Genomic DNA, 24,169 nt, shown 5'->3' on the forward strand with positions numbered 1-24,169 from the left:
TATCACGACTTCTTGGGGATGCGCGCTACCAGCCGCAGCGACGCGGTGAGCTCCTCCATTTGCAGCCACGGCCGCAGATAGGCCACCGCATTATAGCTGCCGGGGGAACCGGGCACCTCGGTCACCTCGACACGCGCTTCGCGCAGCGGGAATTTGGCACGTATCTCCTGCCCGCCGCCTTCGGCCGAATTGGTATAATTCAGGATCCAGCGGTTCAGCCAGGCAGAGACGTCCTCGACTTCCATGAAGGAGCCGATTTTGTCGCGCGCCATCACCTTCAGATAATGGGCGAAACGCGAGCTCGCCAGGATGTAGGGCAGCCGTGCGGAAATGGCCGCATTCTCGGTGGCGCCGGCCTGATCATATTTCTTCGGCCGCTGGGTCGTCTGCGCCCCGAAGAAGACCGCATAATCGGTATTCTTGTAATGCGAGAGCGGCAGGAAGCCGAGATCGGACAATTCCTTCTCGCGCCGCGACGTGATCGCGATCTCGGTCGGGCATTGTTCGCTCATGTCGCCATCGTCGGACAGGAACAGGTGCGTCGGCAGGTCGGCGACCTTACCACCACCCTCGGCCCCGCGGATCGCCGTGGTCCAGCCGCTGTCCGAGAAGGACGATGTCATGCGGACGCCCAGCGCGAACGCCGCATTCATCCAGCAATAATCGTCATGCTTCATCGGCTTGGGCGCACCGTCGGCCGAGAAAGGCGCTTCTTCATAGGCGAATTCGTCGACCGCCTTGGTCTGCTCGCCATAAGGCTGGCGCGCCAGGACGCGCGGCATGGTCAGCGTGACGAAACGGGAATCTTCCGTGTCACGATAATTGCGCCACTTATTATATTCGGTCGCCTGAAACTTGTCGGCCAGATCGCGCGGCTTGGACAATTCCTCGAACGTCTCGAACCCGAACATCTGCGGGCCGGCGGCGGCGATGAAGGGCGCGAACGCGGCGGCCGATACGCTGGAGATGCTGCGCAGCAGCTGCACGTCTTCCTGGCCCGCGCCGAAATAATAATCGCCGATCAGCGCGCTGTACGGCTCACCGCCGGGCGTGCCGAATTCATTCTCGTAGATCTTCTTGAACAAGGTGCTCTGATCGAACTCGATCGCACGCTCCAGGTCGCGCGCCAGCTCTTTCTTGCTCGCATTGATCACGCGCACCTTGATGTCGCGGCCGGTATTGCTGTTCATCACCAGATAGTGAAGACCGCGCCAGCTGCCCTCGAGCGCCTTGAACTTCTCCGAATGCATGATCTGCGAAAGCTGTTCGGACAGTTTCTGGTCCAGCGCGGCGATCGCGCGTTGCATCGTTACGGTCAGGTTCTTGGAATAGGTGACCGTGCCGGACGTGGCCTCGTCGGTCAGCGTGCGGAGCAGCGTTTCGACCTGATCGCGGTCGGTCTGGCGCGTGACGCTGATCGCTTCGTCGAGCAGGCTGCGCCCCTCGACGACCTTGGTCTGCGCGGGCGCGGAAGAGCGGGAAACGTCGGTCATGCGCCTTACTCCTTATCGGCCGACGCAGCGGCGTCGTCCGAGCCCAGCTCGGCGCGCAGCGCCTTCAGCTGTTCTTCGTCCTGCAGGATATTTTCCAGCAGGCTTTCCAGCTTCTCCGATCCGTCCGCCTTGGCCATCAGATCGCGCAGCTTGTTGCGCGTCTCCAAAAGCTTGCGCAGCGGTTCGACCTGCTGGACGACGCGGCCCGGATCGAAATCCTCGATCGATCCGAACGACAATTCGACCGGCATCTGGCTGCCGTCGCCCTTCAGCGTGTTTTCCACACGCAACTTCAGGCCGGGCGACATGCGCCGCATCACCTGGTCGAAATTGTCGCGATCGATCTGAATGAACTTGCGATCGCGCAGCGGCTTGAGCTCTTCCGTCGGATCGCCCGAGAAATCGCCCATCACGCCCATCACGAAGGGCAGTTCCTTGACCTCGACGGCGCCCTCCGTTTCCACATCATAGGTAATGTGGACGCGGGGTTTCCGCACTTTCTTCAGCTTGTCGTGTACGCTCGCCATGTGCTTCCCCTATTCATTCGAGGTATTGTTAGAAGCTCGTAAAACTATCCCCTCCCCCGGAGCCGGCGTCTGGACGGACACCCGCGCGGAGAAGGAACATCGACCGTTGCTCGCGATCAGGCAATAGCTCCGCAAGAAGATCGTCGAGCGGAAGATTGGCTCTTCGCACGAGATCGCGCAGGCTATGACCGATCAGGGACTGCGGTTCTGTTCTGTCGAAGAAACCCGCAATCTCGAGGAGAGTTGCGAAGGCTGCCTGACGATCGTTAACATTTTGTTTCGCAGGCGTGCCAGACGTGGCTCCGTGCACCACTTGCCCCTCGCTTTCGCTGTCCTGCGACGGATCATCGCCGACCGTTTCAACTGCGGCGGGGACATGGTGCCGCCGCAGAATCTCGGCGATATTCAGCAGCGGCGCCGCCACCTGCGAGCCGAACCGGCCATAGGGCGTGCGCGCGTCCAGCGCTTCCATCAGCCGGTCGATCGACGCCAGCGCCTGATCGATCGCAGTCACATTTTCCGCGATGAACGCGCGCGACGCGCCGGCGACGGCGGCGTCCAGCTGCGCGATCCGCTGATCCTTCCGCGCGGTGAGCTCGTCACGCACCTCCGGATCGTCGTGCCGGATCGATTGGGCGCGGATCGCCTCGATCGTCCACAAGGCGACGAGCTCTTGCCCATTATCCGTCAGCGGCAGCAGCTTGATCGGCTGGATCAGCGTGCCCGGCTCCTCGCGCCCGAACAGCCCGAACAGGGGCGTCAGCCGTGCCTCGGCGCCTTCTTCATCCTCGACCGGATACAGGCCCTCATCCCAATAGGTAAGCACCAGATCGGCCAGCAGCGTAAAGCCGTTGGCCAGCCCGGTCAGTCCTTCGGTGCGCAGCCACGCCTCGGTCAGCCAGGCCGCGACCTGCAAGTCCTTGGCATGATGGATCAGCAGCTCGGTGCCCTGCCGCGATACTTCGCGCCACGATCGTATCCCGGCCGCCAGCGGGTCCACGTCGGGATCGGGCGACGCGAGCGCCTCCCGCTCCGCGCTGCGCGCGCTCGACCGCTCGTCCTTGATCGAAAGATAAAGCTCGGAGCCCGGGCCGGACACTCTTACGTCCGTGCCGACAGGTACGTCGCCTTCGATCGGCGCCATGATTTCGGCAATCAAGCCTTCATCCATTCAGTTTCGCACCACCTGAGCCAGCTAGTTCATTACGTGTGCGGAACCCTTCAAATGCGATGACGTTCCATGCCCAGGCACACCGCCGTTACGCAGGTGGGGGATAAGAATGCTCGAACTGATCGGACGCTATCGCATCCACGAGCAAATCGGCGAAGGCGCGATGGCGGATGTCTATCGCGCGCATGATCCGCACATCGATCGTGCGCTCGCGATCAAGGTGCTCAAGCCCGAATATCGGCAGGACCGCGAATATTCGGCGCGATTCCTGCGGGAGGCACGCGCGGCGGGCGCCCTGTCGCATCCCGGCATCGTCACCGTCTTCGACGTCGGCCAGGTCGACGATTATCCCTTCATCGTGATGGAATTGCTCGACGGCGAACCGCTGTCGGAAGTGCTGAAGCGCGGCGGCATGCCGCCGTCCAAGGTGATCAGCATCGGCATCCAGCTCGCCGACGCGCTGGGCTACGCCCATGCGCAGGGCGTCATTCACCGCGATATCAAGCCGTCCAACATCATTCTGTCGCCCGACGGCAACACGCTCAAGCTGCTCGATTTCGGCATCGCCCAGCTGGAAGACCATGATCCGCTGTTCGAGGAGCAGAGCTACCGCACCCAGATCGGCCAGGTGATCGGCACGCCGCGCTATATGAGCCCCGAACAGGCGCTCGGCCGCGAGATGGACGGACGGTCCGACATCTATTCGGTCGGCGTCGTCCTCTATGAAATGCTGTCGGGCCAGCGCGCCTTCACCGGTTCGGGCGCGGCCGCGCTGACCGCGCAGATCCTCACCGCCGATCCCAAGCCCCTTAACGAGGTCGCTCCGGATACGCCGCGCGGACTGCAATTCATCGTCCAGAAGGCGATGGCCAAACAGCCGACCCAGCGCTTTGCCGATGCCTTGCGCCTCGCCGCGGCCTTGCGGCGCGAATATTCCGTGGCCGAAAGCGTGGCGGTGGAGGCCGCGGCGCAGCGCCGTTACCTGCCGCTCCAGGTCCGCCTGACCTTGCTGATGGCGCTGATCACGGCGATCGTGCTGGCCGGGGCGGTCGGCACCGTGCTGGTCAAACAGCGCGATGCGATGCGTCAGGTCGCGGTCACGTCCGGGCGCGCGGTGACGGCCTTCGTTGCCAATAATGCCGCCTTGCGCGCGGTCGACAATGCCGCGCTGCCGCCGGAGCAACAGGATTGGGTGCCCGTCCAGGCCTTTGTCAAAAGCGCCTCGGCCGATCCCAATCTGCGCGGCCTGACCGTGGTCGATTCCCAGGGCATCATCCGCGCCGCCACCAACCAGGATATGATCGGGCAGCGCTATCGCCCGGCCCAGGGCGAGCCGCTCATCACCACGCGCGAGGGCGTCCGCGTGTCCGATGTCGCCACCAACCAGAGCTTCCGCTTCGTCCGCCCGATCACCTATGCCGGCCATGATTTCGGCAAGGTCGATCTTATGCTGAACCAGGCGGACTTGCGCTCGGCCGCGCAGCTTTCGACCTGGCTGCTGATCGCGCTCGCCGTGATCACGCTGGCGACGGTAGCGCTCGTCACCTTCCTCAGCGCGCGCGTGCTGCAGGCGCCGATCACGCGTCTGCGCGATGCCTTGCTGGAACTGGCCCGCGGCAATCTGGATTTCCGCGTCTCGCACAAGCGGCGCGACGAATTTGGCGAGCTGTTCGACGACGTCAATCTCGTCGCCCAGACGATGCAGGAGCGGCTCAATGCGGTGGAAGCGATGCTGCTCGACCGCCCGGTCGCGCCCGCGCTAACGCCGGACAGCCCTGCGCCCCCCGCCCCCGAAAAGGCGTTCGAGGAAGAATTGCCGCTACCGGCCAGCAAGGCGCGCCTGGCCGAGCCGATGCCGGCGGTGTCCGCCATTCCGATCGAACCGGCGATCGAGCCCGTCCGCGACGAGACGCCCGCCGAAGCGCCCGCGCCGGATGTGCCGCCCCCGTTCGAGGCGCCGGAACTGCCGCCGCTGCCGCCGGCGGAGGAATTGCACGAGGACGAAGAAGAGGACGAGGAAGACGAGATCGTCGATCGCGTCGCGCCCCAGTCTGCCGCCCCGCGCGAAATTACCGCCGCCGAGCTGGCACCGCCATTCGTACCGAGCGCTCCGGAGCCTGTCGCCACGCCCGCGCCCGAGCCGGCGCCCGAACCCATCCTCGCCGCCGCGCCCGAACCGGTCGCAGCGCCGGAGCCGGAAGAAGACGACGCCGAGGCAGAGGAAGATGCACTGGAGGCGGACGACGAGGAGGACGTCGCGCCGGAGGAGGACGACGAGGACGAGGACGAACCGGAAGAGGATCCGTTCGCAATCGCGGAGCCGATGGTAAAGCCGATCGCCGCCGTCCCCCACCCTGCGCCCGAGCCCGAGGAAGAACCCGCCCGTCAGCTGTCGCCGCCCTGGCCGCATGACGAGGATGAGGATCGCACCCTCGTCGATCCCGAAGACAGCCAGCATCGCTAAAGTATGATGACTTTACGTTCATCCGTTCGTGCCGAGTAGCGACCGAGTTGCCCGCAAGGCGTATCGAGGGCGCGTATCGAGGCATCGGTGATGGTCTCTCGATACGCGCTCTCGACAAGCCTGTCCTGAGCGCCTGCCTCGCAGGCAGTCGAAGGGCTCGATCGCAACTCGAGACGAACGGGTTCCACCAAAGCAATCACGCTCTAAACAAAAAAGTCCTCTCCCCGGCGGGGAGAGGGTTGGGTGAGGGGGAGCGCGCCGCAAGCGCGCCCGCATATCCACAAACGCCACGCCCGCCCCTGACGGGCGCGCAGGCAAAGAAGGGGCGCCGTAGCGCCCCTCCCCGCTTTACTGATTGTGCACGGTCGCCTGGATGCGGCGCGCCCGCGCCAGATCGGCGGCGATCGCGGCATTGCCGGGATCGAGGCTGGCTGCCTGCGACAGCAACGTCACCGCGCGATCGATCGAGCCGGCCGACATCTGCTCCAGCCCGCGGCGGCGCAGATCCTGTGCCTGGCGGCGGCGTGCCGGCGAATCCGTCGGCGTCGCGGTCGGCGGCGGCGAAACCTGGCCTTGGCGCGGCGGCGTGCCGGTGCCGCTCGCGGGCGGCGGGGTCGGCACGGGCCGTATCCACTTGCGCACCGGGCGCGGCTTGCCCGGGATCAGGATCACTTCTCCCGGCTGCAGATGCGCCGGCAAGGTCAGGCCATTATAGCGGGCCAGGCCATAGAAGTTCAGCGAGTCATGCAGATATTGCTTGGCCAGGCTGAACAGCGTGTCGCCCTGCTTGATCGTATAAGGGAAGCTTTCCGTCCCGAAGACGACCTTCGGATCCGTGTCGATCTGGCGGATCAGCACGCCGCCGCGCTCGTCGGACGGGTCGTCATGCCACAATTGAACCAGCTCGACCCGCGCCTGCGTCGGATTGCCCTGCTGCAACAATTGCAGCGCCAGCTTGTAGCGGCTGCTCGGGCTCAGGCCCGGCGTCGGCTGGGGTGAGCTTGGCGGCGAGGCGGTCGGCGGCGGGGTTGGCTTCGACGACACCGATTGCACCTTGTCGCCGCAGCCGGCGAGCAGCAGCGCCAGGCTCAGCGAGAATGCCGGCACCGCCGCCCGCCTCAACGTTGATCGCATCTCATTGGATCTTGTCCCGCGCACGAGCGTCATCCCTTCCCTGTTGGGTCGTGTAGGCGGTAATCGCCCCCTTCCTCAGCAAATCCAGAATAGATTAACTTGTTCCGCCTCGGCCCAACCTAATTACCGACCGGCTTGCCTTCGATCGTCCGCTGTTGCGGCCATGCACCAAATGATGCGCAACCCGGATGCCATGCGCGCGGCGTAAATGACTATGTTCCCACACTATTTACGCCGCGGCGGCCCGCCGCGTGCCTGTCGAGGCTCGCGGCTGGGCAAGATATCGACGACGACCAAAAAAACCGGCCTTGCCCGTCAGGCCTTCTACGCGCGCCGCGACTGCCTTACAGCGAAGCGCGCCAGCATGCATGCGCTCAGGGCGCCACCCGGCAAGAGCAGGGACAGAAACAATGGTCCGTTTATCCAGGCGTGTAGCACGGACGATCCCGTCGCCCGTCCGCGCCCACAGGCGTTTCGTCGCGCTGATGGTCGCTGCGAGCTGTGCGCTCGGCGTCGCGCACGCGGTACCGCCGCGCCGGTCCCCGCCTGCCGGGCCAGCATCCCCGGCACTCTCGCTGGCCTGTCCGGCACATCTTGCGACGGCCCAGTCGGCGGCGGCGGTACCCGGGTGGGATGCCTATCGATCGCCCGACGAAAACCGGCTCGACGCGTATGGCTTCTATGACGGCCCGGTCGCCATGCAGGCCGAACTCGCCCCGACGGACGAGCGGCGGCACGGCAGATCACGACCACGTCATGGCGGTTCGAGGGAAATAGCGCCGCCATCGTCTTTGCCTGCAAATATCACGATACGGGCATCGTGCTGAGCCGGCCACTACCCGCCACGATCCGGCAATGCACGATCCGGTCGGACGACATGCGCCCCGCCGCGATCTATGATGTGGTGACCTGCCGTTGACCGATGCCGCGCCCGTCGTCCCGGCCGATGCTGGCGCGGGCCCGCCCCCGGCGGTAAGGGTCGCGCAACGCATCTCAGGAGACCAGGCTATGCGGCTTCTTCCACTCCTCGCCGCCGCGGCCTTGCTGGCCGGGTGCCATGATAAAAGTGCGCCGCAGCAATCCGACGCCGCCAACGCCACCGCCCCGGTCGCACCGGCGCCCACCGCCGATCTCGCCGCGGCCGGCCCCGGTGGCTTCGCGCCGCTCCAGTCGCAGGAGGTGAAGAACGCGATCCATCGCGCGCTGGTGACGGGTGAAGATCAGCGCTGGCAGGATGGCGCGTGGAGCGGCTATGCTGTCCCCTCGCGCGAAACCATGGCCAATGGCTGTCGCACCATCCGCTACACGATCGATCAGCAGCCGGACGCGCCCGTCGCCACCATCAACGCCTGCGACGCCGACAAAGGCTGACGTCGCACCACCCCCGCTACTTTATATCCTGCGGTTCCAGCACGATCAGTTCGGCGATCCGGCCGCCCTTCGCCTTGGCCAAAGCGCGCTGTGCCAATTCGCGAATATGGGTCATGACGAAGCGGATCATCTCCTTGGGCCCGCGCGCATGCGGCGCCAGCCGGGCCAGCGCCGCGTCGGTCACGAATACGGTCTGGCCATATTGCACTTCATTGATGGTGAAGCTGACGCCGCCGGGGATACGCCGGGGTTCTTCCAGCAAAAGGGGGTGGTCCATATCGGATCTATATAGGCCGCTTGCCGCCGGGTGCGCGGCCGTTGCGCCGACCCGAGCCCGCTTCGTCGCGCGCGCAGCACGGAATGGCGAAGCCGGTGATCGGCACCGGCCGCGCACGAAAAAGGGCGCCGCTCCGATGGGAGCGACGCCCGTCGCGCGTCCTGCGATCCGGATGCCGGACCGCGGGAGGATGCGCTTATTCTTCTTCTTCGAAGCCGATCGCGACGTCGGCATTGGCCGACAGGCGCACCTTGTCGCCCTCGACCTCGGCGACGAGACCGCCCGAGATATAATGATGGTGGCCGCTATGGCCGCCCTCGGCGCCCTCGATCTGCGCGCCGCTGTCCTTCTTGGTCAGCTTGATGCGGTCGCCCTCGACATGGTCCACCGTGCCGACATGCACGCCGTCGGCGCCGATGACTTCCATATGCTCTTGGATGTTCGACAGATCTGCCATTGTGAATTCCCTCGCTAGAGTGCCGCAGCCCAACGCACGACCCTGCGGAAAGCCGCATCGGACAGGAAACGATCCCGCGCAAGCGTGCTGATTGTGCGATGGCGCTCGCTGCACATGCCTCCGGCCGGGGCGCCGTCCGGTGCATTTAATCTGTGGAAAAGCCGCCACAACGCCCTAGACTTTGTGGCGGATCGGCGTAGCCTTACCCCACATATCGGGCTGTTCGTGTTACGTTCCGTTGGCCATATCATATCGGGGGAGACAAGAACGCAATGGATCGGATGGCGCTGTTCTGGGCAGTCGTGGTGGTGGCGATCGTCGTCGTCGCGCTCGCCTCGGCCCGCAATCGCCGCCCGACGCCGCGCTCGTCCTGGATCGTGCTGGCGGTGGTCGTCGTCATCGCCGCCGCCTTGATTCTCATCCTCTCGCAACGCCATGGCGTCTGATCGCGCCGATGCCGCTGTCGCTCCGCATCATGGCCATGCTCGGCCTGCTCTTCGGCCTGATGGGCCTGCCCGTTCTGCTGCGTCCGGCCGCCACGCGCACGCTGCTGGGACTAAAAAATACGCCCCAGATGGTCTATATATTAAGGATCGTCGGCACGATGCTGGCGGCGCTCGGGCTTGTCCTGATCGTGTTCGCCCTCACCTTCTGGAAGACGGCGTGATGACCATCGTCAATGCAATCGGGCGGGCGATATGACCAGCGGCTGGCTCATGCTCGGCCTCGGCACGCTCGTCTGCCTCGGCTTGTTCGCCAACGGCATGCGCTTCGCGCGGCTGGGACAGCCCTTGCCGCAGGACAATCCGGGCGAGATCAAACGCCGCATGATCGGCCTGCTCTTCATGAGCCTCGCGCCGCTCTTCTGGCTGCTGTTCGCCGCCATCTGTTTCGGGCTGTTCGGGCCCATCGCCAAAATCCAGACCATTCAGCTTCACTAAGGAAGACCCAGATGCCCCTCCTTCAAGCCTCGCGCTCCTACAAGCCCTTCGAATATCCCTGGGCCTATGAATTCTGGAAGCGCCAGCAACAGCTCCACTGGCTGCCCGAAGAGGTGCCGCTGGGCGAGGATTGCCGCGACTGGGCGCAGAAGCTGTCGGATCAGGAGCGCAACCTCCTCACGCAGATCTTCCGCTTCTTCACCCAGGCCGATGTCGAGGTGCAGGATTGCTACCACGAGAAATATGGCCGCGTGTTCAAGCCGACCGAGATCAAGATGATGCTGACCGCGTTCAGCAACATGGAGACGGTCCACATCGCCGCCTACAGCCATCTGCTCGACACGATCGGCATGCCCGAAAGCGAATATTCGGCCTTCCTCCAATATAAGGAGATGAAGGACAAGCATGACTATCTGAACCAGTTCGGCGTCGACACCGACGAGGATATCGCGCGCACATTGGCCATGTTCGGCGGCTTCACCGAGGGGCTGCAGCTCTTCGCCAGCTTCGCGATGCTGATGAACTTCCCGCGCTTCAACAAGATGAAGGGCATGGGCCAGATCGTTACCTGGTCGATCCGCGACGAGACGCTCCATTGCGAGGGCATCATCAAGCTGTTCCATGCTTTCTGCGCGGAGCGGAAATGCCTGACCCCGGCGGTCAAGGACGACATCATGGACATGTGCCAGAAGACCGTCCGCCTGGAGGACGCCTTCATCGACCTGACGTTCGAGATGGGCCCGGTCAACGGCATGACGCCCAAGGATATCAAGCGCTACGTCCGCTACATTGCCGATTGGCGCCTGGGCCAGCTCGGCCTGAAGCCGATCTACATGATCGAGGACCACCCCCTCCCCTGGCTCGCGCCGATGCTGAACGGCGTCGAGCACGCCAACTTCTTCGAAACCCGCGCGACCGAATATTCGAAGGCAGCGACGCGCGGCGACTGGAGCGACGTGTGGGACAGCTTCGACCGCCGCAAAACGGCCAAGGCGAATAGCGAAGCGGCTAACGAAGATGCCGGTGCGGATAGTGGCGCCGGCGAAGGCGGGCTGTTCGGGCATGCCGGGGTGGCGGCGGAGTAATTTTGAATGCAGCTTACCGAAATCACGGTCAAGAGCTTCAAGGGTATTAAAACCGCCACACTGCCGCTCCGCGACACAACCGTGCTGGTCGGTCCAAATAATGCTGGCAAATCTAGTGCGCTTCAAGCCATCCACTTTGCTGCCCGAGCAATGGCTCAAGCAGCTGAGGCAAACAAGCAAACAACTTTGTCCATATCTGATTTGGAGTACATTCCCACCAACTCCTACAAAGAGCTCGGACATAATGCCACGTGGGGAAACCAGCAGGGTTCCGCAGAGAGCGAGGTTGTTTTTACATTCCTTGATGATAACGGAAATAAAAATCAGGCGAGAGTTATCCTGAAATCTGCGCGGAATGAGGGACTATCCGTTGACCCTACGATTCCGCCGAGCTTACTGACTGAATTTCGTGGAAAAGACCGTGTTTTCTCGGCCTATATACCCGGAATAGCGGGGATACCGTTAGATGAGCAAAGGCTAACCCGCAGGCATATTTATCGCAAAGTTGCGTCTGGAGACAGCAATGTCGTCTTACGAAACATATTATTAAGAATTAAAGAAGAAGGCAAAATTGAACTTCTCGAAAAATACGTTTCTGGAGTTTATCCAGTTACACACTTCTATGTAAGTTTCTCCGAGCAGACTGACCTATATATTCATGCCGAATTTACTACTCTAGGTAAAGCAAGGCGCCCGCTAGAATTCGCTGGAACGGGATTTTTACACGTCGTTCAGCTTTTCTCTTACCTTGTTCTTTTTCAGCCACGGGTTCTTCTCATAGACGAACCGGAATCTCACCTTCATCCCACTTTGCAAACTAAGCTTACGCGCGAGTTAAGAAAACGAGCGGCGGAAATCGGTTCGAAGGCCCTCATCACTACCCACAGTCCCTTCGTAGCGAGGGGCCTTCCCTTAGGATCGGGGGTGGTTCTGGTAAAAGCCGGCGGCGTGACTGAATCTAAGGAAAGCGAGCTTATAAAGAGGGCCTTGGGTTGGGGGGCGCTTGATAAACCGATACTGCTCTGCACTGAAGATAGAAACGCCAACGAGCTTTCGGAAATTCTAAGGCAGGAGCCTGATCTTGACAACATCGTGAGCGTCTTCCCGTTTAATGGGGTTGACGGCCTAGGCCACGCTCCCGTTATGGCTGAACTGAAGCAGAAGCTCGGAGGCAACCATAAGGTTATTGTTCACCGCGATCGCGACGGTCGTTCGGATGCAGAAGTCAAGACCTGGCGTGACGCATACCTTAACCACGGCATCACTCCGTGGGTAACCGCTGGATCAGATATTGAAATGTATTTCTGCTCAGCCGGATATCTGTCTTGCCTATACAATTTGCCTTTTGTGGAGGCTGATCAGGCTATCACGGATATATTGAACGCCGAAAACGAAAAATTTACGGCAGAATTCTCTGAGAAACGCAAGCAGATAAATCGAATGTATGAGAAAACGGGAGGATCGCCTGCCACAGATGATTTAATTGCGAAATGGCACTGGTCGCAATGGGTCCGGGGAAAGACTTTAATCAGTCGCATTAGGGACTGGGCACGTACGGAAGGTTACGATGAAAAGCTCATTGGTCGCGCCAAAGAAGAGGTTGTGGTGGCCACTGACCTGATGAAAACGATTGCCGATCAAATGTAGTGTAGCGCCGCCGTAAGTTTCGGGGACACTAGGAAGTTTCGGGGACACTATACTAAATAGCCCTCCCCCTCTCCTCGCGCCTCCTGCTATACCGCGCAGCATGGCCCGCCTCTCCCGCATCGTCATTCCCGGCGCCCCGCACCACGTCACCCAGCGGGGCAACCGCCGCCAGCCGATCTTCTTCTCCGACGCCGACCGCGTCCTCTATCTCGATCTGCTGCGGCACGGCTGCGCCGCCGCACGCGTCCAATGTCTCGCCTGGTGCCTGATGGACAATCACGTCCACCTCATCCTCGTCCCCGCAACGGCGGACGGCCTGCGCGCCGCGCTGGCCGAGGCGCACCGCCGTTACAGCAGCCACATCAACGCGCGCGAGGGCTGGACCGGCTATCTTTTCCAGGGTCGCTTCGCTTCCTATCCCATGGACGACGCGCACCTGATGGCGGCGGTCCGCTATGTCGAGCGGAACCCGGTCGCGGCGGGCCTGGTGGCACACGCACAGGATTGGCATTGGTCGAGCGCGCGCAGCCACGTCTCCGGCCGCCGCATGATGAGCGATCCGCTGACCGACGTCGCGGCGCTGGGCGCGCATGTCCGCAACTGGAAGGCGATGTTGCACCACGGGCTGGAGGCGAGCGATGTCGGCCCGGCGGGCGAAGCGATCGCCGAGGCGATCGACGCACGCCTCCGCACCGGCCGCCCGCTCGCGGCGAACGCGTGGATCCAAGATCAGGAAAAAGCGCTCAACCGCAAGCTCGCGCCCGGCAAACGGGGGCCGAAGCCTGCCAGGCGTCAACAGCCATCAGGCGTCAGAGATTAAGTATAGTGTCCCTTAAATTCTAAGTTCGAACCCCAAGCAGAAGCGCGACGTCCGGGCTATGATATTGGGTCGAGCACAATAATCGGCCGAGCAATAGCTTTACCTCGGCCGCTCGCTTATTGATAAGCCCGCACAGGGCACGGATTCATGCCGTATCATTTCTCCACCTGGGGGCGCTGGCCCACATTGGCCATGGCGGCTTGCCTCGCTTTGGGTCCGATCGATGCCGCACCACCGCTGAGGGCCGTTGCCCCAACGCCCAGGCCGATCACCTTAACCTGTCCTGCCCATCTCTCCACGACCCAATCGGCGCCGGCCGTACCCAATTGGGAATCCTATCGGTCCACCAAAGGGAGGCAGTTAAACAGCTTTGGCTTTTATGATGGCCCAGTTGCCGGCGACGCGGAGCTTGCGCCCTCCGATGGGACAAAGCGCGATAAGATCAAGACAAGCATTTACAGCTTCGAAGGCCATCTTCAGCCGATCCATTTTGCCTGCCGCTACAGAGGCACCGATATTATCCTCAGTCGCCCATTACCGGCCCGCATCCGCCAATGTTCCATCCGCTCCAACGCCACTCAGGCACGCATTTCTGATAGCGTGGTGACGTGCCGTTAAGGGAGGGCGATACGCATTTCGCGCCGCTGGAAGAATGGTCATGAAGCCATTTTGGCTGGGCTTGATCCTGTTGACCGCGTGCAGCGCCGCGGAGGACCCATCCCGCGAACAATCTGCCGCCAATACCGCGCCTTCCCAGGGCGCCGATCGGCCGCCGACCGAACAATCGGCAACGCAACGCACAGGCGCGGTAAACCGCCTTCCCCCGCAATACATAAAAGCGTTCGCCTGCGACTTCGATGAAAACCCGCTCGCGGCCTATGCGCGATATCATGAGACCCCCGCAGGCCGCGCGGCGCGGGCGGAGGATCTGGCGGCGCTGCGATCCCTGGGCTTTGCAAGAGAAGGCCTCAATGACGATCTGGAAAGCGTCGGCGGTCAAATTCCGGCACCAGCCGGCATGACCCTATTCGGCCTCCCTGTCCGGTCGCTGGAAATAAACGGGATGATCGGTGACACAAATGCGCTGTACGTAACGACGTTTGCCAGCAATGTTACCGTGGATCAGGTCGCCAAGGCGGCCCGCCTGCAGTTCGATGAAAAATCCTACCGTCACTATAAGATGCGCTATTATAGCAGGTTGATTAGCCGCACGCCCCACACCGAGCTCTCTTTGGATGATGGAGGTGACGGCAACGCTGTGCTCGCATGCCAGATACAGTCCACGCCGGATTGAACCGCAAGCATGGGTCAGTCCTTGCGCCTGCCGGCCAGAAAAAGCGGAACGATCAGAAGCAGCGCGGCGCCAAGGACCAAGCCCGCAGCCCTGCCCCATGTCAGGCGGCCATCAATCGCTTCGCCCAACAGCGAGATCGGAAGAAACAGCACCACCAGGCATCCGATCGCGCCGTACCAGCGCCCATCCCGCTGATCTGATGCTGGCCTCCGCATGGATGGACTATGCCCATGCGAACCGCCGCGTAAACGGGCAAATCCGTCGACCTCATGGGCGCCCGCCCTCGCACGAAAGCGCTAGCAGGTTGCTCCCCCTAGGGGCTGCCGCGCCTACGCGCCGTCCGCACCCAGGCTCGCCAGCAGTTCATCCAATTGCCCGAACTGCTCGGTCATCCCGCCTTCCATGCCGATATAGGCGTCGTCCAGCGCGTCCTTCGATGGATACAGTTCGTGAAACATCAGCAGCGTCTTGCCGTCCTGTTCCTGGAACGTCACCGTCGTGATCGCGCCGTCGTCGCCTTCCTCGTTGGTCCAGACGAGCCGTTCGTTCGGCACCACTTCCAGATAAGTCCCGAAGAAGACCATCGCCGTCGCCCGATCGTCGCCGAACGCCACCCGGTATCCGCCGCCGGTGCGCACATCCATGTCGCACGACAGCAACGTCATTCCGGTCGACTTCGGCGCCCACCAGCGCATGAACAATTCCGGCGTGGTCCACGCCGCGAACACGATGTGCGCCGGCGCGTCGAAGGTACGCGTGACGACCACCTCGCGGTCGGATTTCCGTTCCACCATCGTGCCGCCCACGGCGGATTCGCTACCGATCTGGCCCATCCTCTTTCTCCTTCGCTTTCAGATCCTCGACCACGTCGTCCAGCGCGTCGAAGCGCGCCGCCCACAAGTGCCGCTGCCGCGCGATCCACGCCGCCTCCGCCTCCAGCCCAGCCACGCCCAGCCGGCACGTCCGCACCCGCCCGACCTTCTCGGTCGTCACCAGCCCGATTTGTTCCAGCACGCCGACATGCTTCTTCATGCCGGTGAGCGTCATATCGAACCTCGCCGCCAGGTCGCTGATCGAGGCGTCCGCCCGCGCCAGTTGCTCCAGCACCCCGCGCCGCGTCGCGTCGGACAGCGCGCCGAAGGAGGCGTCGAGATAGGCATTAGAAAGCTGAACCATATGGTTCACTGTATTGCGCCGACGTTGCCCGGCAGTCAAGACGCCGCCCGCGCATGGCCCCATGCCGATCCGTGTCCGGCGCTTGCCCTGCGCAGATCGAACGGGCATCCTGGCAATATGACCAAATATCTCATCTCCTTCCCCGGCGAGGCGATGGTGCTGACCGACGCCGAATTCCCGATTGTCGTGGCGGATGCGCATGCGGTGATCGAGGAAGCCAAGGCCGCCGGCGTCTACGTCTTCGGCGGCGGGATCGAGGAGCAGGTCGCGCCCGTCCTGGTGTCCGCCGACGGGTCGCTGTCTCCCGATATCTATCCCGGCAGCCGCCTTACCGGCGGGTTCACCGTGCTGGATTTGGCGACGCGCGAAGACGCTGTCGCATGGGCTGCAAAGATCGCCGCCGCCTGTCGCTGCGCGCAGGAATTACGCGAATTCAAGGATGATCCGGCCAGTTAGGCGCCGGTCGTTCCGCTAAACCGGACCCGGCACTGCAGGCGTGGCGCCTATTCCTATGCAGGCGTGTCCACGCACCGGTGCCACAGCCACACGACCGACAGCGGAAACAGCATTGCGATCGACAGCACCGCCAGTGCCTGTGTCACCGCGCCGTAATTCCCGCCCACGCCGACGCTGCCGAAGAACAGGAAGAACCATCCGCTGGTCACCGCGACCACCATCGCCGTGCGGGCCGTCGCGCCGGGCGCGATCACCGGGAGGAACAGCGCACACGTCCGCGCGAAGAAATGCCCGACGATCAGGAAGGCGGGAATGGCCAGAAACGGAAACAGCGCCAGCGGCGACAGGCCAAGCCCGCGCGCCGCGGTCGCGATGTCCGCATGGGTCGTGATCGCGCGCAACGGCACATAACCCCATACATTGCCGGCGCACATCAGGCTCAGCCAGAACAGGAAGGCGGCCAGCGCGCGCGGCATCGCGGCAAGCCGGTTGCGGGCGCCGAAATAGACGAGGAGATAGAGCAGGCCATTGCCGACAAACGGGCCCGCAAGCGCGATCGCCGTCACGGAGATCCCATGTCCGCCCGCCAGGATCGGGGCATATTGGACATTATCGTCGATATCGATCTGCAACAGGATGTTGCCCGGCGTCGCCGTGCCATAATCCAGCCCGAACGGATCGCGCATGAAGCCCAGCGCCCAGGCAAGAACACTATGCGAATATTCGTGCGCGAAGAACGCAACCGCATGCGCCGCCACGATCAGCAGGCTCGTCTGCAGCGCAAACTGGATATCGGATCGCAGCGTGGTCTTCATCGTCGCACATCATCCCGGATCGAAGCGATGGTGGTCTCTGACGCTTGGCCTGCGCCCTGCCAAGCGCTCCCGCACATCACGCAGATTGCCAAATCGGTCGATGCATTGATACGGTCCGGCCTTGCGACATTCCCGCAACGAAAAGGATTGCTCATGCCACGTTCCCGCGTTCGACTTGGGCTTCAGGTGGCAGCGACGATCGCCGCATCGGCCATGGCCGTGACGACGGTGATGCCGGCGGCCGCCGCCAGCACCGCCACCAAGGGTGTCGATGGGCTGGCCCGCCTCTCCGCCGCCGATCTGGATACGACGCGCCCGCCAGGCCGGGCCTTCCTCAAGACCCTGTTCCCCGATCCCGCCAAGACCTGCGAAAGGCCAACGTCGCAGCATCTGCCGTTCGACACGCTCTGCAACTGGTTCGCCAAGCCCGATTCGGACGATGTCTTCCCGGATCTGATGATCGCCATGAACAAGGCCCGCATCGTCAGCGTCGTCACGGTCGAGCCCAAGCGCCTCAACCCGAATATCTGGACCTGCGAAAAAGCCGACCCCGGCCGCATCGCGGTCTGCACCGCGAAGGCCGTCGATGCCGCCACGCGGCAGCGCTGGTCGCAAGCCTGGCACACCCTTCTCAATTCGGTGAATTGAACGCGGTACGGCGTGCGCCGCGGCGTCGGCGACACGCGCAGCCCCCAGGAGGGAAAGCCCAATGCAAAGCGCGCGTAAACAGCTGCTCATCGCATCGGGGATGATCATAGGCGGTGTCTCGGCCTTCTTTCTCTTCCTCTATCTCACCGGCCACGATCCCGACGAAAGCCCGCTGGCTATGTATGAATGGATGTTGGGCGGAGCGTTGATCGCGCCGGGATTTTACCGGCTGTTGCAGTGGAGCACCCGGCCGGACCGCAGGAGCCCATGGGGGCCTCGCGCAACCAAAAGCGGCACCGCTGTCGCCAATGGCCTGCCCCCTGAAACGAGCACGATCCCCGCCAATCCGGACAAGCCCGCACCCCGTCAATCGGGCGCTTCGCCCGCCGAGGATGGGAAGAGCGTGGGCGCGCCGGAGTGAGCGATCGTCGCAAGGCTCGGGATACCGCGCGCGTTGCGACATCGGGCGGCATGACGGGCACAGCCGGGTTCCGGCACGATCGGGCAAGGGAATGACGGGCAGATCGGACACGCGCATGGTGCACGCATGATCGGAGCATTTGCGCTTCTGCTGGCGCAACTGGCATCTGCCCCCGGGCTTGGCCACATGCCGCCTCGGCCCGTCGGATCGCCCCTGCAGGCTTGTGCCGATGTCCTCGCCCAGATGCGACGCACGCCGCCGCACGTGCGGTTCATAGGGTGCCGCCTGCGGCCGCACGCCCAGGGCAGGCCGTTGCGCGCAACCTACCGGGTCGAAGGGCGCCGCGCGGCCGCGGCCGAAACCTATTTGATCAGGACGCTCGGCCTCGCGGCGCTACGCCGGTCCTGCTGCCAGCGGGATTCGCCGCCGCACACCTTCGTCGATGCAACGGGCAGGACCTTCACGCTGGCCATGGTATCGGACGAGAGCGGGGTCACAGACCGAAGCCAATGGAAGCGGATCGCCCACTTCGAAATCATCGTCGAGACTTTCACCGAAGCAATCTAATGCCGGATCGGGCATCAACCCCGACCGCGAACTCGGCTCAATCGCGGATCACCCCGGCGGCATGCTTTGCCGCATTGCGGCGCTGCGCCCATAAGGCCAAGGGCCAGACCAGCAGATTTCCGACGAGCATCCACGCCGCGAATTCAACCGCATGGCCCAGCTCCAGACGCGTATCATGCCACGCGTGGACGGAAGACAAGAGGAGCACCCCATTCTGCGCCGCAAAGACGAGCCAGGGCATGCGCAAAGCGATACCGCCAAGGCATGCAGCAAGCCCGGCGGCGAGCAGCCAGCCGCCCAGATCGGGGGCATCCAGGAAGGATGCGGCGACAACCAAATTATCTGCCGCAGCCAAACAGGCCGCTGAAATCGCGATCAACGCGCCGAATGCCAGCGTCCTCACCTGTCGCCCCGGCCGCCAGCACGGCGCCGTATTGATGAAGCGAGCGGCCAGACCAGCAGATTTCCGAGCAATATGAGCCCGACCACATGCGCCCAAACCCCCGGTTCCGGCTCTGGACCCGCCCCGCGCCACGCATGGGCAAGGGACAGAAATATGACCCCATTTTGCGCGACGAACGGGAGCCAAGGCATTCGCAGGACGAAACCTGCCACGCAAAGGCAAAGCGCTGCCAACAAAAGCCAGGCGCCCGGATCAGGATCGCCCAGGAAGGCGGCGACCACCAAAAGATAATCGATACCAGCCAGAACCAGCGCTGCAATTGCAACCAAGGCAAGCTTCGCAATTTGCATGGACGTTCTTTTGGTCCTCTCCTGCGCTTAGGGACACGTAACCCGGCTTCGATTGTCATGCCATAGGCAGTGCGGCGTCCATACTGATGCTCGCGTTACGTCGATTAGTCACGCCCCACCCGCGCAATTGCGCTTATGCCCGGCTGCAGTCGGCCGGCTCCATCCGCCCCAAACCCCTTGCGACTCCGTTCCGGATTTGTTCTTATCCCTTATGGACCGAATCGATACGGAGCGCGCGCTGTTTCTCGGCGTGTGCGCATTGCAAGATTATACCGATCAATCGCGGCGCGACCCGCTCGACGCGACGATCCAGCTGCGCGCCCTGCTGGCCTTGCTCGCCGCACAGGGCAGCGACGTAAAGATGTACAATCAATATTGGGCCCTGGCGCGCAAGCCGCTCGATCCCGACAATCCCTATCGCGGCCCGCAGGATTATGAGCGCGGCACGACGACGCAAACTCAATGGACGCGCATCGCCACCGCCCTGGGCTTCCCGGCGGTCAGCATGGATTTCCACCAGCGCGTGGAAACGATGCTGAAGCAGGCACGCAGCGCCCCACGCGCGGCGACCCATGGCCGCAAGCCGGATTGCGGCTGGCTCTAGCGGAACTCAAGGCCGGGCATGATGACGCTCCGCCATATATCGGCCCGGAGAGACGCCGAGCGCCTTGCCGAACATCGTCACGAAGCTAGGCACGCTCTCATAACCCAGATCGGCCGCAACCTGCTGGATCGAAGCGCCGCCGGCGAGCCATTTAATCGCCAGCATCACGTTGAACTGCCGCCGCCACCGCCCGAAGCGCATGCCTGTCTGCCGATTGATCAGCCGCTCCAGCGTCCGCCCGCTCATGCCCGCCTCCCTTGCCCAGTCGTCGAGCGTTCCCCGCTGCGCCGGCGCCGCCATCATCAGATCAATCATTCGTCGAAGGCGCGGATCGGTGGGCATCGGCACATGCAGATCCTCCGCTTTGGCCGCCGCCAACTCGTCCAGCAGAACCGTCACCAGCCGGGAATTCGCGCCCCCCTCCTCGTACAAAAGCGGCAGATGGGCCGATCGGATCAACAATTCCCGCAGCAATGGCGTCACCGCCACGGTATTGCACGCTGACGGCAAGTGAATGCCGGCATCGTGCGCGACGAATGCGCCATAACCCTCCAACGTCCCGGTAGCCTTGATGGCATGGGTCGCGCCGCCGGGAATCCAGATCGCGCTGCGCGGCGGGACGATCCACAAGCCGCCCTCCACCTCGCAGCTCAGCGCGCCGCGTTGTACGAGCAGGAGCTGGCTCTTGGCATGACGATGCGGTTCCAGTTCGAAATCGCCGAAGGTTTCCGATGCAAAGCCGTAAATGACGACGGGACGGTGCGCCGTGTCGGGTTCGACCCAATCTGCCGCATCCGAAAGATCCGTCAGCAGCGGCACTGGCCGTCCCGATACCTATTGACGGAAATTAATAACAATCTGTCGATCCTTCGGAATGACGCCATTCATTCACGTCCTTAGCTAGTGGCGTCGCACCGGTCGACACCACCGGCTGCGATGGCGAAAGGACATTCATGAACATGTTGAACGACGGGCGCTTCGCCCAACTCATGACCCGGCTTCATGCCGACGCGGAGGCGGCGGATGCCCTTTTCGTCCGGACGATAATGGCCCGGCTCGCAGCCTCCAACGATCCGATGGCCCAGGCTGCGGCCGAGATGATCGCCGACGAGCGGATAAATTATAGGGCCGTTTGCCACGATCACGCTGACCATTTTCTGGCGGTCACCCCGGCCTATGGCCGCTTCCTGTACGCGATGGCGCGCGCTTGCAAGGCGACGCGGATCGTGGAGTTCGGCACCTCAATGGGGATTTCTACCCTCTATCTCGCCGCGGCGTTACGCGACAATGGCGGTGGACGGCTGATCGGATCCGAGCTGGAGCCAGCCAAGGCGGCCAGGGCGCGGGCGCATATCGATGCCGCCGGCCTCAGCGATCTGGTGGAAATCCGCGAGGGCGATGCGCTGGAGACGCTCAAGGATGTTGGCGTAGAGGTGGATTTGGCGCTGATCGATGGCGCTTGGTCGCTATACCTGCCGGTGCTCCAGCTGATCGAGCCCAGCCTTCGTCCGGGCGCGGTGATCCTGGCCGAGAACGCCTTTGCGCAAGACTATCTGGACTATGTCCGCAATCCTGCGAGCGGCTTCATCGCGCAAACGATGCCGATCGACGAAGGTCGCGGCAACGAATTTGCCGTGCGGGTGCTGTGATGCCTGCCGCGGGATCGGGCGCGCGCCCTACCATGACGCCCGGTCGGCTCGACAGGGCGCTCCGCGGCCTGTTCATGAGACGAGCTATCGTAACGGCGATCGAGGATGTCGGAGATTGCTTCCGGCACGTCACGCTGGACGGACCTGCCCTGCAAGGCGTCGCCTGGCTGCCCGGGCAGAAAGTGCAAATCGCGATGGGCTCGGCCTTCGTCACCCGCACCTATACACCCATGAATTGGGACGCAGCCGCAGGCCGCACACACCTCCTCGGTTACATGCATGGGGAAGGACCAGGTAGTGGGTGGCTGCGCGGCCTTGCGACCGGGGACGAATGCGACATCTTCGGGCCGCGCGCGTCGCTCGATACCAGGCGCGCGCCCGTGCAGCTGGCCATCTTTGGCGATGAAACCTCGCTCGCGCTGGCCCACACCTTGGTATCCGCAGATAAAGCGCGCGCCCGTTGCTGCTGCTTCGAACTCCGGGACGTCGAAAGTGGCCGCGCCGTCCTTGCGCGACTTGGCCTGGAAGGCGCGACCCTGATCGCGCAACGCGACGATGACGCACATTGGAGGCAGATGGAGGCAGCGCTTACCCCAGCAGCCGACGCCGGTGCCTTTTTCGTTCTGACGGGAAAAGCATCGACGATCCAACGCCTTCGGCAAAGCCTGCTAGGGCGTGGCGTGCCGGCCACCCGCATCCGGACCAAGGCCTATTGGGCGCCAGGAAAATGCGGCCTTGATTAGGGGAAAGGATTGACAAAACGGAACAAAACATGTACATACGTGCTCGCTTGCAGCCAGGATCCGCTGCGGGCACGCTCCCCCGCTTCGGCGGGATCGATCGGCGCGGGGCTGCTTGGGACGCTAAGTCGAAGCTTCGCAACCTTCCGTGACACCCTAGCGGCTTTTGCCGTGGGTAGGCCGGCGTCGTGTACCGGGGCTATGCGGTCGACGTCTTGAGGGGAAACCCCCGGCCAATGCCGCAGCCTCAGGCCGGCGTCCGCAGCACGTGGTACAGGGCAGGACGCTCAACAGAGGGGCCTTGGGGTTCACGCCCCGGGGCTACCCGGCCGAAGACCGAAGGCCACAGGCTGGCGCCGCGCAGTGAGGACATGGCGGGCGGCGCCGTCCGGAGACATCCGGAAACAGGCCAAGACTGCCTGCCCTCCCACCACCCGAGCAGGTGGCGGACCCGCGCCGGTCGAACGCTTGTGCACCGAGCCATGCGGCCGCGCGTCTGCAGAATATGCGCGTGCCTCTCTCACAAGAAAGAACCGTCATTCGCAAGCGCGGGGCGAACGGGTTGATGAGGCCCCTCCGCTACCCTCCACCCCACCGTCACCCTGAACTTGTTTCAGGGTCCATCGACCCACAAGCCGCGACGCCCGTGGCAAGATGGATGCTGGAACAAGTTCAGCATGACGAAATGGTCATCAATAAGACTGAGCTTACGTCGGGCAGCAACACTTGCCCCCGCCGCCGTCATCCCAGCGCAGGCTGGGATCCATTCCGAGGCCAGGCGACGCCCCAGATGGCGCGCCCGTTCCGAACCGATCAGCTATTGTCGACGATCTCCGCGCCGGGGCCGTTCTTCTTCATCGACTCGATCGCATGTTGCGCGCTCGCCTTCGAACTATAGCCCTCGGTCGAGAAGATGGTTTCCGCATTATATTTGAAGCGGACCCGAAACTCACCGGACTTGTCCTTATGGATCTCGAATATGTGCGCCATCGTCGTTCTCCTGTTCGACCGCACAAGGCTGCGCCTGGCGCCGGGGACTGGCAAGCGCAAACCATTCCACATCAGCGGCGGGCGGTCGCCATTCGCGCCCCGATCCGTTAAGGCGGGGCCATGGACGCACCATCGATCAAGCAGCTGCAGGGCGAACGTAACCGGCTATGGGCCGAGGCGCGGCTGAAGGGGCTGCCCGTCGGCTCACCCCAACGGGACCGCATTGCCGAGCTTGACGCCCAGATCCGCGATTTGAAGGCCGCCTCCCCCACCAAATAGAACCGAAATGGCCGCTATTAATGCAGGTAAGTGGTGGGTGACCGCCGACGGGTCTATAGTTGCTCATCGGCGCCGACTCGTTACGCAGGCGTGGCACCGGGACAGCGGACTGTGGGAACAGCAGGCTGCCGCTTGTAGGGTAAGAGGAGCGTGGCCATGCCCGCGCGTAAGGACGATCAGCAATATTTTCTGCAGCGGGAGCGAGACGCCCGGCTGATGGCAGAGCAATCCAGCGATCCGGCGGTGCACGCTATCCATCTTCGCTTTGCCGATGCCTATGCCCGCCGTGCCCGCGCCGAAGCCACGCGCGACAAGCAGGTTGCCGCCTGACCCATCCGCCTACGCGCGCCGTTCCTATCGGTGGCGCGATCCCGTTTGCGCTGAGCGTGT

Annotated in this window: 33 protein-coding genes and 1 pseudogene; 20 read left to right on the forward strand and 14 right to left on the reverse strand. The window is 63.3% G+C overall.

The features are described from left to right. Positions 1-2: 2 nt before the first annotated feature. The 3 genes from tssC to tssA are packed head-to-tail and all read right to left on the reverse strand — an operon-like array spanning position 3 to position 3,179. The gene (tssC, locus tag ACSBM8_RS13370) at positions 3-1,493 is read right to left on the reverse strand and encodes a type VI secretion system contractile sheath large subunit (RefSeq protein ID WP_442678504.1); all 1,491 of its coding nucleotides are present in this window, start codon (positions 1,491-1,493) and stop codon (positions 3-5) included. Between the two features lie 5 nt (positions 1,494-1,498). After that, positions 1,499-2,020, reverse strand: coding sequence for a type VI secretion system contractile sheath small subunit (tssB, locus tag ACSBM8_RS13375; protein ID WP_442678505.1), 522 nt, complete (start codon positions 2,018-2,020; stop codon positions 1,499-1,501). A gap of 28 nt (positions 2,021-2,048) precedes the next feature. Then, a complete protein-coding gene (tssA, locus tag ACSBM8_RS13380; RefSeq protein ID WP_442678506.1) occupies positions 2,049-3,179 on the reverse strand; it encodes a type VI secretion system protein TssA in 1,131 nt (376 codons plus the stop codon). A 121-nt stretch (positions 3,180-3,300) separates the two neighbouring features. On the opposite strand from tssA, the gene ACSBM8_RS13385 reads away from it, so the two are divergent. After that, positions 3,301-5,655, forward strand: a complete 2,355-nt coding sequence (locus ACSBM8_RS13385; protein ID WP_442678507.1) for a protein kinase domain-containing protein — start codon at positions 3,301-3,303, stop codon at positions 5,653-5,655. A 348-nt stretch (positions 5,656-6,003) separates the two neighbouring features. Here ACSBM8_RS13385 and ACSBM8_RS13390 read toward each other — a convergent pair whose 3' ends face one another. Beyond that, a complete protein-coding gene (locus ACSBM8_RS13390) occupies positions 6,004-6,762 on the reverse strand; it encodes a LysM peptidoglycan-binding domain-containing protein (protein WP_442678508.1) in 759 nt (252 codons plus the stop codon). Between the two features lie 512 nt (positions 6,763-7,274). Between ACSBM8_RS13390 and ACSBM8_RS13395 the strand changes: the two are divergent. Both ACSBM8_RS13395 and ACSBM8_RS13400 read left to right on the forward strand, forming a co-directional pair. Continuing rightward, positions 7,275-7,708 (forward strand): annotated as a pseudogene (locus ACSBM8_RS13395) (STY0301 family protein). An 89-nt stretch (positions 7,709-7,797) separates the two neighbouring features. After that, positions 7,798-8,160, forward strand: a complete 363-nt coding sequence (locus ACSBM8_RS13400) for a hypothetical protein (RefSeq protein WP_442678509.1) — start codon at positions 7,798-7,800, stop codon at positions 8,158-8,160. A 16-nt stretch (positions 8,161-8,176) separates the two neighbouring features. Here ACSBM8_RS13400 and ACSBM8_RS13405 read toward each other — a convergent pair whose 3' ends face one another. Together ACSBM8_RS13405 and ACSBM8_RS13410 are read right to left on the reverse strand one after the other, a co-directional pair. Beyond that, positions 8,177-8,437, reverse strand: a complete 261-nt coding sequence (locus tag ACSBM8_RS13405; RefSeq protein WP_442678510.1) for a hypothetical protein — start codon at positions 8,435-8,437, stop codon at positions 8,177-8,179. A gap of 196 nt (positions 8,438-8,633) precedes the next feature. Beyond that, positions 8,634-8,894, reverse strand: coding sequence for a DUF2171 domain-containing protein (locus ACSBM8_RS13410; RefSeq protein ID WP_442678511.1), 261 nt, complete (start codon positions 8,892-8,894; stop codon positions 8,634-8,636). 281 nt (positions 8,895-9,175) lie between these two features. On the opposite strand from ACSBM8_RS13410, the gene ACSBM8_RS13415 reads away from it, so the two are divergent. The 8 genes from ACSBM8_RS13415 (at position 9,176) to ACSBM8_RS13450 (ending at position 14,681) form a co-directional block, all read left to right on the forward strand. Next, entirely contained in the window at positions 9,176-9,340 is a 165-nt protein-coding gene (locus tag ACSBM8_RS13415; protein WP_442678512.1) for a hypothetical protein, read from the forward strand. A gap of 8 nt (positions 9,341-9,348) precedes the next feature. Next, positions 9,349-9,561, forward strand: a complete 213-nt coding sequence (locus tag ACSBM8_RS13420; RefSeq protein ID WP_442678513.1) for a hypothetical protein — start codon at positions 9,349-9,351, stop codon at positions 9,559-9,561. 31 nt (positions 9,562-9,592) lie between these two features. Next, positions 9,593-9,835, forward strand: a complete 243-nt coding sequence (locus ACSBM8_RS13425; RefSeq protein WP_442678514.1) for a hypothetical protein — start codon at positions 9,593-9,595, stop codon at positions 9,833-9,835. A gap of 11 nt (positions 9,836-9,846) precedes the next feature. Beyond that, positions 9,847-10,920 (forward strand): ribonucleotide-diphosphate reductase subunit beta, encoded by a 1,074-nt coding sequence (locus ACSBM8_RS13430; protein WP_442678515.1) that lies wholly within the window; start codon positions 9,847-9,849, stop codon positions 10,918-10,920. Positions 10,921-10,926: 6 nt separating this feature from the next. Further along, positions 10,927-12,567 (forward strand): ATP-dependent nuclease, encoded by a 1,641-nt coding sequence (locus tag ACSBM8_RS13435; protein WP_442678516.1) that lies wholly within the window; start codon positions 10,927-10,929, stop codon positions 12,565-12,567. Positions 12,568-12,667: 100 nt separating this feature from the next. Continuing rightward, a complete protein-coding gene (locus ACSBM8_RS13440) occupies positions 12,668-13,387 on the forward strand; it encodes a transposase (protein ID WP_442678517.1) in 720 nt (239 codons plus the stop codon). 192 nt (positions 13,388-13,579) lie between these two features. Then, entirely contained in the window at positions 13,580-14,005 is a 426-nt protein-coding gene (locus ACSBM8_RS13445) for an STY0301 family protein (protein ID WP_442681597.1), read from the forward strand. A gap of 61 nt (positions 14,006-14,066) precedes the next feature. Next, a complete protein-coding gene (locus ACSBM8_RS13450) occupies positions 14,067-14,681 on the forward strand; it encodes a hypothetical protein (protein ID WP_442678518.1) in 615 nt (204 codons plus the stop codon). 14 nt (positions 14,682-14,695) lie between these two features. Here the strand turns inward: ACSBM8_RS13450 and ACSBM8_RS13455 are convergent, their stop codons facing one another. From ACSBM8_RS13455 to ACSBM8_RS13465, 3 genes are all read right to left on the reverse strand, one after another. Further along, positions 14,696-14,836 (reverse strand): hypothetical protein, encoded by a 141-nt coding sequence (locus tag ACSBM8_RS13455; RefSeq protein WP_442678519.1) that lies wholly within the window; start codon positions 14,834-14,836, stop codon positions 14,696-14,698. A gap of 174 nt (positions 14,837-15,010) precedes the next feature. Next, entirely contained in the window at positions 15,011-15,514 is a 504-nt protein-coding gene (locus ACSBM8_RS13460) for an SRPBCC family protein (RefSeq protein ID WP_442678520.1), read from the reverse strand. Then, positions 15,498-15,857, reverse strand: coding sequence for an ArsR/SmtB family transcription factor (locus tag ACSBM8_RS13465; RefSeq protein WP_442678521.1), 360 nt, complete (start codon positions 15,855-15,857; stop codon positions 15,498-15,500). The genes ACSBM8_RS13460 and ACSBM8_RS13465 overlap by 17 nt, the downstream gene beginning before the upstream one ends. A 117-nt stretch (positions 15,858-15,974) precedes the next feature. On the opposite strand from ACSBM8_RS13465, the gene ACSBM8_RS13470 reads away from it, so the two are divergent. After that, positions 15,975-16,313 (forward strand): transcription initiation protein, encoded by a 339-nt coding sequence (locus ACSBM8_RS13470; RefSeq protein WP_442678522.1) that lies wholly within the window; start codon positions 15,975-15,977, stop codon positions 16,311-16,313. Between the two features lie 53 nt (positions 16,314-16,366). Here the strand turns inward: ACSBM8_RS13470 and ACSBM8_RS13475 are convergent, their stop codons facing one another. Next, a complete protein-coding gene (locus tag ACSBM8_RS13475; protein ID WP_442678523.1) occupies positions 16,367-17,128 on the reverse strand; it encodes a hypothetical protein in 762 nt (253 codons plus the stop codon). Between the two features lie 153 nt (positions 17,129-17,281). Here ACSBM8_RS13475 and ACSBM8_RS13480 point away from each other — a divergent pair, with 153 nt between their 5' ends. The 3 genes from ACSBM8_RS13480 (at position 17,282) to ACSBM8_RS13490 (ending at position 18,764) form a co-directional block, all read left to right on the forward strand. Continuing rightward, a complete protein-coding gene (locus ACSBM8_RS13480) occupies positions 17,282-17,776 on the forward strand; it encodes a hypothetical protein (protein ID WP_442678524.1) in 495 nt (164 codons plus the stop codon). Between the two features lie 61 nt (positions 17,777-17,837). Next, positions 17,838-18,197, forward strand: coding sequence for a hypothetical protein (locus ACSBM8_RS13485; protein ID WP_442678525.1), 360 nt, complete (start codon positions 17,838-17,840; stop codon positions 18,195-18,197). A gap of 126 nt (positions 18,198-18,323) precedes the next feature. After that, positions 18,324-18,764 carry a DUF4952 domain-containing protein gene (locus tag ACSBM8_RS13490; protein ID WP_442678526.1) on the forward strand — a complete coding sequence of 147 codons (441 nt, stop codon included), beginning with the start codon at positions 18,324-18,326 and terminating at the stop codon, positions 18,762-18,764. A gap of 37 nt (positions 18,765-18,801) precedes the next feature. Here the strand turns inward: ACSBM8_RS13490 and ACSBM8_RS13495 are convergent, their stop codons facing one another. Next, on the reverse strand, positions 18,802-19,167 hold the full coding sequence (locus ACSBM8_RS13495) for a hypothetical protein (RefSeq protein WP_442678527.1): 366 nt from the start codon (positions 19,165-19,167) through the stop codon (positions 18,802-18,804). Beyond that, positions 19,164-19,517 carry a hypothetical protein gene (locus ACSBM8_RS13500; RefSeq protein ID WP_442678528.1) on the reverse strand — a complete coding sequence of 118 codons (354 nt, stop codon included), beginning with the start codon at positions 19,515-19,517 and terminating at the stop codon, positions 19,164-19,166. Before ACSBM8_RS13500 ends, ACSBM8_RS13495 begins: the two co-directional genes overlap by 4 nt. A gap of 211 nt (positions 19,518-19,728) precedes the next feature. Here ACSBM8_RS13500 and ACSBM8_RS13505 point away from each other — a divergent pair, with 211 nt between their 5' ends. Next, on the forward strand, positions 19,729-20,121 hold the full coding sequence (locus ACSBM8_RS13505) for a hypothetical protein (RefSeq protein WP_442678529.1): 393 nt from the start codon (positions 19,729-19,731) through the stop codon (positions 20,119-20,121). Between the two features lie 6 nt (positions 20,122-20,127). Here the strand turns inward: ACSBM8_RS13505 and ACSBM8_RS13510 are convergent, their stop codons facing one another. Next, positions 20,128-20,940, reverse strand: a complete 813-nt coding sequence (locus tag ACSBM8_RS13510; RefSeq protein ID WP_442678530.1) for an AraC family transcriptional regulator — start codon at positions 20,938-20,940, stop codon at positions 20,128-20,130. Between the two features lie 134 nt (positions 20,941-21,074). Between ACSBM8_RS13510 and ACSBM8_RS13515 the strand changes: the two genes are divergently transcribed. Beyond that, positions 21,075-21,770: an O-methyltransferase gene (locus ACSBM8_RS13515; RefSeq protein WP_442678531.1), complete on the forward strand. Its 696-nt coding sequence runs from the start codon at positions 21,075-21,077 to the stop codon at positions 21,768-21,770. A gap of 74 nt (positions 21,771-21,844) precedes the next feature. Beyond that, complete coding sequence (locus tag ACSBM8_RS13520; RefSeq protein ID WP_442678532.1) at positions 21,845-22,513, forward strand: siderophore-interacting protein; 669 nt, start codon at positions 21,845-21,847, stop codon at positions 22,511-22,513. A gap of 810 nt (positions 22,514-23,323) precedes the next feature. On the opposite strand, the gene ACSBM8_RS13525 is transcribed toward ACSBM8_RS13520, so the two are convergent. Then, positions 23,324-23,500, reverse strand: a complete 177-nt coding sequence (locus ACSBM8_RS13525; RefSeq protein WP_442678533.1) for a YegP family protein — start codon at positions 23,498-23,500, stop codon at positions 23,324-23,326. Between the two features lie 120 nt (positions 23,501-23,620). Between ACSBM8_RS13525 and ACSBM8_RS13530 the strand changes: the two genes are divergently transcribed. Both ACSBM8_RS13530 and ACSBM8_RS13535 read left to right on the forward strand, forming a co-directional pair. Then, on the forward strand, positions 23,621-23,779 hold the full coding sequence (locus ACSBM8_RS13530) for a hypothetical protein (protein ID WP_442678534.1): 159 nt from the start codon (positions 23,621-23,623) through the stop codon (positions 23,777-23,779). A gap of 156 nt (positions 23,780-23,935) precedes the next feature. Beyond that, complete coding sequence (locus ACSBM8_RS13535) at positions 23,936-24,109, forward strand: hypothetical protein (RefSeq protein ID WP_442678535.1); 174 nt, start codon at positions 23,936-23,938, stop codon at positions 24,107-24,109. Positions 24,110-24,169 lie beyond the last annotated feature (60 nt).

The sequence above is a fragment of the Sphingomonas sp. ASY06-1R genome (genome assembly GCF_052180265.1).
Classification (GTDB): Bacteria; Pseudomonadota; Alphaproteobacteria; order Sphingomonadales; family Sphingomonadaceae; genus Sphingomonas_I.

Coding starts and splice junctions, on each gene's coding strand:
- tssC (WP_442678504.1), bottom strand. CDS start 1,493: ATGACCGACGTTTCCCGCTCTTCCGCGCCCGCGCAGACCAAGGTCGTC.
- tssB (WP_442678505.1), bottom strand. CDS start 2,020: ATGGCGAGCGTACACGACAAGCTGAAGAAAGTGCGGAAACCCCGCGTC.
- ACSBM8_RS13385 (WP_442678507.1), top strand. CDS start 3,301: ATGCTCGAACTGATCGGACGCTATCGCATCCACGAGCAAATCGGCGAA.
- ACSBM8_RS13400 (WP_442678509.1), top strand. CDS start 7,798: ATGCGGCTTCTTCCACTCCTCGCCGCCGCGGCCTTGCTGGCCGGGTGC.
- ACSBM8_RS13405 (WP_442678510.1), bottom strand. CDS start 8,437: ATGGACCACCCCCTTTTGCTGGAAGAACCCCGGCGTATCCCCGGCGGC.
- ACSBM8_RS13410 (WP_442678511.1), bottom strand. CDS start 8,894: ATGGCAGATCTGTCGAACATCCAAGAGCATATGGAAGTCATCGGCGCC.
- ACSBM8_RS13415 (WP_442678512.1), top strand. CDS start 9,176: ATGGCGCTGTTCTGGGCAGTCGTGGTGGTGGCGATCGTCGTCGTCGCG.
- ACSBM8_RS13420 (WP_442678513.1), top strand. CDS start 9,349: ATGCCGCTGTCGCTCCGCATCATGGCCATGCTCGGCCTGCTCTTCGGC.
- ACSBM8_RS13425 (WP_442678514.1), top strand. CDS start 9,593: ATGACCAGCGGCTGGCTCATGCTCGGCCTCGGCACGCTCGTCTGCCTC.
- ACSBM8_RS13430 (WP_442678515.1), top strand. CDS start 9,847: ATGCCCCTCCTTCAAGCCTCGCGCTCCTACAAGCCCTTCGAATATCCC.
- ACSBM8_RS13435 (WP_442678516.1), top strand. CDS start 10,927: ATGCAGCTTACCGAAATCACGGTCAAGAGCTTCAAGGGTATTAAAACC.
- ACSBM8_RS13440 (WP_442678517.1), top strand. CDS start 12,668: ATGGCCCGCCTCTCCCGCATCGTCATTCCCGGCGCCCCGCACCACGTC.
- ACSBM8_RS13445 (WP_442681597.1), top strand. CDS start 13,580: ATGGCGGCTTGCCTCGCTTTGGGTCCGATCGATGCCGCACCACCGCTG.
- ACSBM8_RS13460 (WP_442678520.1), bottom strand. CDS start 15,514: ATGGGCCAGATCGGTAGCGAATCCGCCGTGGGCGGCACGATGGTGGAA.
- ACSBM8_RS13465 (WP_442678521.1), bottom strand. CDS start 15,857: ATGGTTCAGCTTTCTAATGCCTATCTCGACGCCTCCTTCGGCGCGCTG.
- ACSBM8_RS13470 (WP_442678522.1), top strand. CDS start 15,975: ATGACCAAATATCTCATCTCCTTCCCCGGCGAGGCGATGGTGCTGACC.
- ACSBM8_RS13475 (WP_442678523.1), bottom strand. CDS start 17,128: ATGAAGACCACGCTGCGATCCGATATCCAGTTTGCGCTGCAGACGAGC.
- ACSBM8_RS13480 (WP_442678524.1), top strand. CDS start 17,282: ATGCCACGTTCCCGCGTTCGACTTGGGCTTCAGGTGGCAGCGACGATC.
- ACSBM8_RS13485 (WP_442678525.1), top strand. CDS start 17,838: ATGCAAAGCGCGCGTAAACAGCTGCTCATCGCATCGGGGATGATCATA.
- ACSBM8_RS13490 (WP_442678526.1), top strand. CDS start 18,324: ATGATCGGAGCATTTGCGCTTCTGCTGGCGCAACTGGCATCTGCCCCC.
- ACSBM8_RS13500 (WP_442678528.1), bottom strand. CDS start 19,517: ATGCAAATTGCGAAGCTTGCCTTGGTTGCAATTGCAGCGCTGGTTCTG.
- ACSBM8_RS13505 (WP_442678529.1), top strand. CDS start 19,729: ATGGACCGAATCGATACGGAGCGCGCGCTGTTTCTCGGCGTGTGCGCA.
- ACSBM8_RS13515 (WP_442678531.1), top strand. CDS start 21,075: ATGAACATGTTGAACGACGGGCGCTTCGCCCAACTCATGACCCGGCTT.
- ACSBM8_RS13520 (WP_442678532.1), top strand. CDS start 21,845: ATGAGACGAGCTATCGTAACGGCGATCGAGGATGTCGGAGATTGCTTC.
- ACSBM8_RS13525 (WP_442678533.1), bottom strand. CDS start 23,500: ATGGCGCACATATTCGAGATCCATAAGGACAAGTCCGGTGAGTTTCGG.
- ACSBM8_RS13530 (WP_442678534.1), top strand. CDS start 23,621: ATGGACGCACCATCGATCAAGCAGCTGCAGGGCGAACGTAACCGGCTA.
- ACSBM8_RS13535 (WP_442678535.1), top strand. CDS start 23,936: ATGCCCGCGCGTAAGGACGATCAGCAATATTTTCTGCAGCGGGAGCGA.